General features: G+C 69.8%; 7 protein-coding genes. 3 read left to right on the forward strand and 4 right to left on the reverse strand.

What is annotated here, in order from left to right; genetic code table 11:
• Positions 1 to 450 (forward strand): response regulator (locus HNV26_RS35945; RefSeq protein WP_171452996.1); only part of this gene is annotated, 450 nt, incomplete at its 5' end.
• A gap of 30 nt (positions 451 to 480) precedes the next feature.
• Here the strand turns inward: HNV26_RS35945 and msrQ are convergent.
• The 4 genes from msrQ to HNV26_RS35965 form a co-directional block, all read right to left on the reverse strand.
• Positions 481 to 1,107 (reverse strand): protein-methionine-sulfoxide reductase heme-binding subunit MsrQ, encoded by a 627-nt coding sequence (msrQ, locus tag HNV26_RS35950; protein WP_171445356.1) that lies wholly within the window; start codon positions 1,105 to 1,107, stop codon positions 481 to 483.
• A gap of 11 nt (positions 1,108 to 1,118) precedes the next feature.
• Positions 1,119 to 2,108 carry a protein-methionine-sulfoxide reductase catalytic subunit MsrP gene (gene msrP, locus HNV26_RS35955; protein ID WP_171445355.1) on the reverse strand — a complete coding sequence of 330 codons (990 nt, stop codon included), beginning with the start codon at positions 2,106 to 2,108 and terminating at the stop codon, positions 1,119 to 1,121.
• A 33-nt stretch (positions 2,109 to 2,141) separates the two neighbouring features.
• Positions 2,142 to 2,930, reverse strand: coding sequence for a fatty acid desaturase (locus HNV26_RS35960; RefSeq protein ID WP_171445354.1), 789 nt, complete (start codon positions 2,928 to 2,930; stop codon positions 2,142 to 2,144).
• A 79-nt stretch (positions 2,931 to 3,009) separates the two neighbouring features.
• Positions 3,010 to 4,704, reverse strand: coding sequence for a DUF8614 domain-containing protein (locus tag HNV26_RS35965; RefSeq protein ID WP_171445353.1), 1,695 nt, complete (start codon positions 4,702 to 4,704; stop codon positions 3,010 to 3,012).
• 218 nt (positions 4,705 to 4,922) lie between these two features.
• On the opposite strand from HNV26_RS35965, the gene htpG reads away from it, so the two are divergent.
• Both htpG and HNV26_RS35975 read left to right on the forward strand, forming a co-directional pair.
• Positions 4,923 to 6,887 carry a molecular chaperone HtpG gene (gene htpG, locus HNV26_RS35970; protein WP_171445561.1) on the forward strand — a complete coding sequence of 655 codons (1,965 nt, stop codon included), beginning with the start codon at positions 4,923 to 4,925 and terminating at the stop codon, positions 6,885 to 6,887.
• Positions 6,888 to 7,073: 186 nt separating this feature from the next.
• Positions 7,074 to 8,531, forward strand: a complete 1,458-nt coding sequence (locus HNV26_RS35975; protein WP_171445560.1) for a hypothetical protein — start codon at positions 7,074 to 7,076, stop codon at positions 8,529 to 8,531.
• Positions 8,532 to 8,650: the final 119 nt, after the last annotated feature.

The following is an 8,650-nucleotide window of genomic DNA, read 5'->3' on the forward strand; positions in this document are numbered from 1 at the left end:
CTCCCCCTCCGCAGCACGACGGAGACGACCCGCCCCCTGGGCGCGCGCCCCGCCGGAGGCACGGCTCCGCAGCGCGTGTTGTTGGTGGATGACAGCCGCTCCATCCGCACGCTGCTGAAGATCTACCTCATGGCTCGCAACTTCGAGTTCCTCGAAGCGGAGTCCGCCGAGGAAGGCCTCAAGGTGTCGGAAGCGGAGCCGGTGGACCTGGTCCTCACGGACTTCCACATGGATGGGATGAACGGCGCGGACTTCGCCGCGCAGATTCGCGCCAGCGCCAACCCGCGTCTGGCCAAGGTGCCCATCCTGATGATGACGGGCGACCCGAACGTGGCGGAGGTGCGCGCGCTGGGTCAGAAGGCCGGCATCAGCGCCTTCGTCCGCAAGCCGGTGAGCTGCGCGCAGCTCATGACGCTGGTGGACACCATCCTCCCGCTGCCGCGCAAGTAGCGCGCCGCGCCCTTCTGGGCGCCGCTTCACTCACGCCGGGTTCCGGGCCGCCGCAGCGGCGCGGGCCCGGCGTTTTCGCATGTATTCCCCCACGCGGATGGCCAGCAGGAGCGACAGCACCGCGCCGTAGATGAGCGGCTCGGTGACGTCCTTCTTCACGCGCCACACGAAGTGCACCACACCCAGCGCCGCGGCCACGTAGGCCAGCCGGTGCAGGCGCTGCCAGCGCGGAAAGCCCAGCCGCCGCACCCACCGGTTCGTCGACGTCACGGCCAGGGGCACCAGCAGCACCAGCGCGGCGAAGCCCACGGTGATGAAGGGACGCTCGGTGACGTCCGCCCACAGCGCGCCCCACGCCAGCCCCTGGTCCAGCACCGCGTACACGAGGAAGTGCGCCACCGCGTAGGTGAAGGCCAAGAGGCCCAGCGTGCGGCGCACGCGCGCGGGCCACGTCCACCCCGCCACCAGCCGCAGCGGCGTGCACGTCAGCGAGGCCACCAGCAGCACCAGCGCCAGCAGCCCCGTCTGATGGAGCGCGGCTTCAATCGCGTTGGGCCCCAGCTCGCCCCGCGGGCCCTGAATGGCGAGCATCAGCAGCGGCGACAAGCCCCCCACGACGAGCGCGGGGTTGAGCCAGGGATACGGAGACGAGGCCATGGCGCGGGGACTCAGTAGAACCGGCGCAGGTCCATGCCGGTGTAGAGGTGGGCCACCTGCTCCGCGTAGCCGTTGAAGGGCAACGTGGGGCGGCGCTCGAAGTCACCGATGCGGCGCTCGCTGGCCTGGCTCCAGCGCGGATGGGGCACCGAAGGATTCACGTTGGCGTAGAAGCCATACTCGCGCGGCGCGGACAGGCGCCACGTCGTCATGGGCTCCTCCCGCGTGAGGCGGATGCGGACGATGGACTTGATACCCTTGAAGCCATACTTCCAGGGAACCACGAGCCGCAGCGGCGCGCCGTTCTGGTTGGGCAGCTGCCGGCCGTAGAGCCCCGTGGCCAGCAGCGTGAGCGGGTTCATCGCCTCGTCCAGGCGCAGTCCTTCCGTGTACGGCCAATCCAACGAGGCGCGGCGCTGGCCCGGCATCTGCTCCGGGTCCAGCAGCGTGGTGAAGGCGACGTACTTCGCGTGACTGGTGGGCTCCACGCGCTGGAGCAGCGCCGCCAGCGGGAAGCCCAGCCACGGAATCACCATGGACCAGGCCTCCACGCAGCGCATGCGGTAGATGCGCTCCTCCAGGGAGAACCAGGACGTGAGCTGCTCCACGTCCACCGTCCGCGGCTGGTGCACCTCGCCGTCGATGACGACGCTCCACGGCTTCGGCTTCAGCGTGTGCGCGAAGCGGGCCGGGTCGTTCTTGTCGAAGCCGAACTCGTAGAAGTTGTTGTAGGTGGTGACGTCCTCGTAGGGCGTGCGCGGCTCGTCCGTGTCGAAGGGGCCCATCGCCTGCGCCACCGGCTGCTCCACCAGGCCCGCGTCCGGGACGAAGCGGTCCATGGGGCGCGTCTGCTTGCGGCCCAGCAGGTGCAGCCCTCCGGCGACGGCGACGGCCGTGCCCGCGAAGAGGCCCGCGTTCTTCAGCAGCTCGCGCCGGCGCAGGTACGTCTTCTCGGGGGTGACTTCGGAGCTGGGCGGCTCAGCGGGCGGCTTGTCGCGCATGGCCCCTGTATAACGGCCCGGGCCGCCCGCGCGTTACCGGGCCGTGCCTTCCTGTCCCGGGAGCGTCCCGGCGCTCTGCGTCAGCGCGGCCTCACGGGCACGGGCGTCCTTCAGGCGCCACAGCCGCCACCAGGGTGTGCCCGGGGACTCGTGGTGCTCCCAGTGGTAGCCGAAGAAGAAGCACGACAGCAGGGCCCACAGGTGATTGCGCGGCAGCGTGCGCGCGTGGTGCGGGGCCATGTCCGGCGTCTCCGGGCGCCGGTGCGGCAGGTACGTGCCGAAGTAGAAGAGCTGCAACGTGCCCAGCACCGAGGGCAGCACCCAATAGCCGAGGATGTGTTGCTGGGAGACGCCCAGGAAGAGCAGCACGTTGAACTTGGCCGCCATCACCCCCAGTTGGGGAAGCGTGGTGTAGCGGGCCATGAAGGTGCCCAGCCACGGCCAGAAGGACTGGCTGTGGGTGGAAAAGTCCGGGTCCGCGTCGCTCGTGGGCCGGGCATGGTGGGCACGGTGGTTCACCACCAGCCGACGGTAGGACAGCCCCGCGAAGAGGAAGCAGGCGACCGTGCCCACGGCCTCGTTCACCCAGCGCCGGCCGGACACCGTGCCGTGCATGGCGTCGTGGCCGGTGATGAAGAGGCCCGTGCACAGCCAGGCCTGGAGAGCGACGTGCAGCCAGGTGAGCGGCTCCACCCACGGCAGCTCCGCTCGTGTCAGCGCCCAGGCAAGGTGCCCACCCCACGCGCCCATGATGATGAGCGCGATGACGACGCCCCAGGGACCGGGCGGCGCTGGACGGAGTTGGCGGGCGGAAGTCTCCATCTCTCCTGCTTTCTGGCCATCGCCGGCCCGCCGCGCATGGGAAATGCCCAGGCGGCGGGGCGGGGCAATGGGCCGGTGGCTACTTCTTCACGTCGCGTACCAGCTCCTCCGCGGTGACGTAGCGCGGCGCGATGTCCACCGGCACGCCCTTGAGGCGCTCCAGCACGCGCTGCACGGGCGGGCGCACCACGCCGTGCTTCGCCAGCAGCGCCTCGGCGGCCTTCCGGTCGCCGCGGCCCTGAATCTCCATGAGCTGCTTCGTCAGCGAGATGACGGCCTGCTTCATCTTCGCCGGCACCACGGAGAAGGTGCCGTCCGCGTTCACCTTCACCGCGCCGGTGTCCAGGAAGTAGTTGAGCTGCACGGCGATGCCCTTGCCGTGCGCCTCGTCCACGCCGAAGCGGATGGAGCGGAAGGCGGAGGCCAGGAACGTCGTGTACATGGTGCGCTCCAGCGACTTGTCGATGACGCCGGTGTCCACCAGGCGCTGGAGCGCCCACAGGCCGGAGATGTCCGCCTTCGCCTCTTCGATGGCGCTGGAGGCCGCCTGGAGTTCCTTGCGCACGGTGGTGGCCTTGCCACCCACGGTGATGTTGCTGGGCCCCAGGCCGTGCATCAGCTCGTGCATCAGGATGTGCGTGAAGAAGGCATCGAAGGAGACGTCCTTCTGGTCCGCCGGGGTGAGGGCCACCTTGGCGATGGGCAGCAGCACGCGCTCGAACTTGGCCTCCTGCACGTTCTTCAGCATCACGCGCTTGGAGCCCATCTTCTCCGACACCCGCTCATCGTTGGGCAGGTTGAAGGCGGCCGTCTGCACGCCCCGGTTGCCGTCACCGGAGGAGAACAGGCTGTTGATGACGCGGATGGGCGCCAACGCGCCCAGCTTCGGGTTGCGCAGCTTCGGGTCGATGGGGAGGTTGTCCTCCAGCCCCTGGAGCTGCCCGCTGAACTTCGCCAGCTTCTGCGTCTCCGCGTCGTCGCGCACGCCCACGAAGGCCTCGAAGGCGGCCTTGTAGTTGAACCACTCGTCCTCGTAGACCTCATAGGGCCCGATGGTGGGCTCGATGCTGGCGTCCAGCTCCATCCACGCCACCTCGCTGGCGTAGTAGTCGTTGGACAGGAACGCGTCCGCGCGCGAGGTGAGGAACGCCTTCAGCGTGGGCTGCTGGGTGAGCGCGGCGGCCTCACGCAGCAACGCGGCGGCCTGGGCCAGCTCGCCCTGGTACTCCACGCTGTAGGGCACCGTGATGAAGCGGCCATCCGTGCCGCGGCGGATGGTGGTGTAGAAGCCGGTGGCCTCCTTCTGCTGCGCCTCGGGCAGCGACTTCACCCACGCCTCCACCTCCGCCTGGGTGGCGCCAGCCGGATAGAAGTTCGCGGACGCGGGCTTGGCCGGCACGCCCGGGATGAAGGGCCGCGCCTCGTCGAGGCTGTTCCAGGGCCCCTTGTCCAACAGGAACGCCTGCAGCCGCGCGCGGCCCAGCGGCGTCGTGTCCTGGACCAGGTCCAGCAGCAGTGAGTCGTTGCCCGCCCACCGCTGACGCAGGAAGAGCGCGTCCATCAGCTTCGAGGCCTGGACGATGCGGGCCAGGGCGCGGCGCTCGGACTCCGGCAGCGCCTTCAGGTCCACCCGGAGCTCCACCGGGGCGAAGCGCGCCGTCAGGCGCTGGAGCTCCACGGCATCCGGGAAACGGGCAGGAGGCGTCTTCTCCGCGGCGGTGGCGGCGCCCGACAGCATCGCCGCGCCGAGCAGGGACAGGAGGGTACGGTTCATGTCCCCTTCCCTACTCCAACCCAGGCCCGCCCTCCCAGCGGTCCCCACTTCTGAAAACCCGACGTCCCACATTTCCCCCCCCTCACTCGCGCGCTCCCGGAATGGACCACCCACACACCCGTCCCTGAGCGGACGGTCCGGACTCGACAAGCGGATTTCCATGGTTAAGGGAAGGCGACGCTGGCGCCCCACCGGGCGCCCCGGAGGCCCCTGTCACCATGACCGTCGAAAACGCCCCCCAGCGGGAGACCCACGCCTTCCAGGCGGAGATCAACCAGCTCCTCAGCCTGGTCATCAATTCGCTCTACAGCCACAAGGAGATTTTTCTCCGCGAGCTGGTGTCCAACGCGTCGGACGCGCTCGACAAGCTCCGGTTCCGCGCGATTACGGAGCCGGAGCTGCTGGCGGACGAGCCGGCCCTGGAGCTGCGCCTCATCCCGGACGAGGCGAAGGGCACCCTCACCATCGAGGACACCGGCATCGGCATGTCGCATGACGAGCTGGTGAAGAACCTGGGCACCATCGCCCACTCCGGCTCGCGCGAGTTCATCGAGGCGCTGGCGCAGAAGGGCCAGCAGAAGGACATGCAGCTCATCGGCCAGTTCGGCGTGGGCTTCTACAGCGCCTATCTGGTCGCGGACCGCGTGGAGGTGGTCAGCCGCGCCGCCGGCCAGGGCCAGTCCGCCTGGCGGTGGACGTCGGAGGCCAAGGGCTCCTTCACGGTGGAGCCCGCCGAGCGCGCCGCGCGCGGCACCTCCATCATCCTGCACCTGAAGGAGGACCAGAAGGAGTTCCTGGGCGAGTGGCGGCTGCGGTCGCTCATCACGCAGTACTCCGACTACGTGGGCCACCCCATCAAGCTCCAGGTGAGCAAGACGACGGGGACCGGCGACGAGGCGAAGACGGAGACGTCACTGGAGGTGGTCAACAAGGCCAGCGCCCTGTGGCAGCGCTCCAAGTCCGAAATCACGGATGAGCAGTACCAGGAGTTCTACAAGCACCTGACGCACGACTGGGAAGCGCCGCTGGCGTGGACGCACTTCAAGGCGGACGGCAACACCCAGTTCACCGGCCTGCTCTTCGTGCCCAAGCAGCCTCCGTTCGACTTGGACGCGCAGCAGCAGCGCGGGGTGCGGCTGTTCGTCAAGCGCGTGTTCATCATGGACCGCTGCGAGGAGCTGGTGCCGCAGTGGCTGCGCTTCGTGCGCGGCGTCATCGACTCGGATGACCTGCCGCTGAACGTGTCGCGCGAGCTGCTCCAGGACTCGCAGGTGGTGCGCGCCATCCGCAAGCACGTGGTGAAGAAGTCCGTGGACCTGCTGGAGAAGCTGGCCAAGGACAAGCCGGACGACTACCTCACCTTCTGGAAGGCCTTCGGCACGGTGCTGAAGGAAGGCCTGGCCACGGAGGCCGAGCAGAAGGACAAGCTGGGCGGCCTGCTGCGCTACGAGAGCTCGCGCGAGGAGGGCCTGACGTCCCTGGCGGACTACGTGGGCCGCATGAAGGAAGGCCAGGAGGCCATCTATTACGTCTACGGCGAGTCCCGGAAGGCGGTGGCGGACAGCCCCCACCTGGAGGCGCTGAAGCAGCGCGGCTTCGAGGTCCTCTACATGACGGACCCGGTGGACGAGTGGGCCGCGCAGGGCCTGCGCGAATTCCAGGGCAAGCCGCTGGTGTCCGCGCTCCAGGCGGACCTGAAGCTCCAGTCCACGGACGAGCAGAAGAAGGAACAGGAGCAGCACGCCGAAGGTCTGAAGACGCTCACCACGAAGATGAAGGACGTGCTCCAGGAGTCGGTGCGCGAGGTGCGCGTGTCGGACCGCCTGACGGACTCGCCCGTGTGCCTCGTCGTGCCGGAGGGCGGCTCGCCGGCCTACCTGGAGCGCCTGCTCCAACAGCGCGGCCGGGGCGCGGGCATGCCGCGCGTGAAGCGCATCCTGGAAGTGAATCCGAAGCACCCCGTCATCGAGCACCTGAAGGCCGTGCATGACCGTGACCCGGCCGCGGCCCAGGTGGCGGAGTGGATTGAGCTGCTCCACGACCAGGCGCTGCTCACCGAGGGCAGCACCATCGCCGACCCCAACCGCTTCGCCCGCCGCATGACGGGGCTGTTGACGCAGGTGGCGGCCCTGGCGGCGGCGCCCGCTCCAGCGCAGGCCCCCGCCTCGGCGACGGCGAGCTGAGACGCCGTCCCCCACGCCCCCTCTCGCTCCGAGAGGGGGCGCCCGCAGCCCGGGCGAGCGCCTGGTGCGCCTGGCGGCTTCAGGGAGGCCCCGCAGAAGGGGCATTCACGACTCCGGACGGGGGTATCGGCGTCCCCGGGGCGCGTCGGCTATCGTCCCTCGGCATATCGAGGGGAGTCCGACGACATGAAGCGAGTGGTTCTGGGGTTGTTCGCAGCCGTGGTCCTCCAGGCGTGCGCAGCGCACGAAAAGACGGGAGACCGCGCCGCGGCCGTAGGGGATTGGAAGGCCGCGTATGCGTCCTACCGGCAAGCGCTGGCCAGCGAGCCGGACAGCCCCGAAATCAAACTCAAGTTCGACACGGCCCGCACCAAGGCGCTCCAGGATGCGCAGCAGCGGGCGCAGACGTGCGCGCAGGTGAATGACTGGAGCTGTGCGCTCGCCGAGTCCGACTTCGCCCTGTCCGTGGAGCCGGGCAACGCGGAGATTGCCTCCTTCCGCGCGCACGCGGCGCAGCGGGTGGCGATGGCGCAGCTGGACACGGCCGTCGAGCAGGCGCAGCAGGGACAGTACGCGGAGGCCGCCTCGCTGATGGACCGGGCGCTGCAGCTGTCCCCGGTGCCCGAGGTCAAGACGCACGCGGAGGACGTGCGGCGCATCATCACCACCCAGGGGCGTGTCCAGGCAGACCGGTACCTGAATGAGGGCAACTTCATCGCGGCCCACGAGCTGGCGCAGTTGGTGCTGCGGCTGGACGCCTCCGCCTCGGCGTGGGCGCAGAACATCGCCGCGGAGTATGAGCACTTCATCACCGAGGAGGTCGAGCGGCTGTCGCGCGAGGGTGACGCCGCGCGGGCGCAACGCGACTGGGGGCGCGCGCAGCAGAGCTACGGCGCCGCGCTGAGCCTGCGGCAGGGGGGCCGGGCCGCGCCGCTGGAGGCGTACGTGCGCCACATGGCCCTCGCCGACCAGCGGCTCGCGGGCCGCGACTGGAACGGAGCGGCGGATGCCTACCATGCGGCGCTGCGCACGGGGCAGGACGACGGATATGCCAACCACCAGTTGGAGCGGGTGCAGCTGCGGCCCTACCGCGTCGTGCTGCGCTCGGTGCTGGTGACGCCGGGCCGGCCGGATGGCCGGGCCTGGGTGGGCGCGTCGAACGACATCTTCACGCGGCTGGCCAACCGGGTGACCCAGATGGCCCGGCAGCGCGGAATGACGGACCTGGTGAAGGACCTGGCCATGAGCATTCCGCACGAGAATCGCCCGAGGCTGCGCATCGAGGTCCACCATCCGGATGGCATGCACCTGACGACACACGGGCGTGACGGCATCTACACGGCGTATGACGCGGAGTTCGTCGCTGTCGCCAACGCCTTCGACGACCGGCGGGTCGGCTTCCAGGTGTACATGGACGGACCGAACGGGAGCGAGCTGCTCGGCTCGGTGGACGTGCCCATGCGCGAACTGGTGGAGCACCGCGAGGTGTCGCTGGAGGGCCGCTCGGTCATCGCGTTGATGCTGAGCACCGGCGGTGACGGCCGTCAGCCCGGCCCTTACGCCGGCATGGCGCACGTGCTGCCGCCGCCTGCGCCCGGTACGCCGCCGCCGGGCCGCGGCCACGCCGCCACGCCGCTCCCCTGACGTCCCGACGGGCCGGGAGCACCGCTTCCGGCCTCCAGCCACGGTGTCACCACGCCCGGAGCATCGTTCCGGGCGCGGGCAGCGAGCAGATGCCCACCCGCGCCCCGAACCCCCCTTAG

This window comes from Myxococcus xanthus (assembly GCF_013116825.1).
Taxonomy (GTDB): Bacteria; Myxococcota; Myxococcia; order Myxococcales; family Myxococcaceae; genus Myxococcus; species Myxococcus xanthus_B.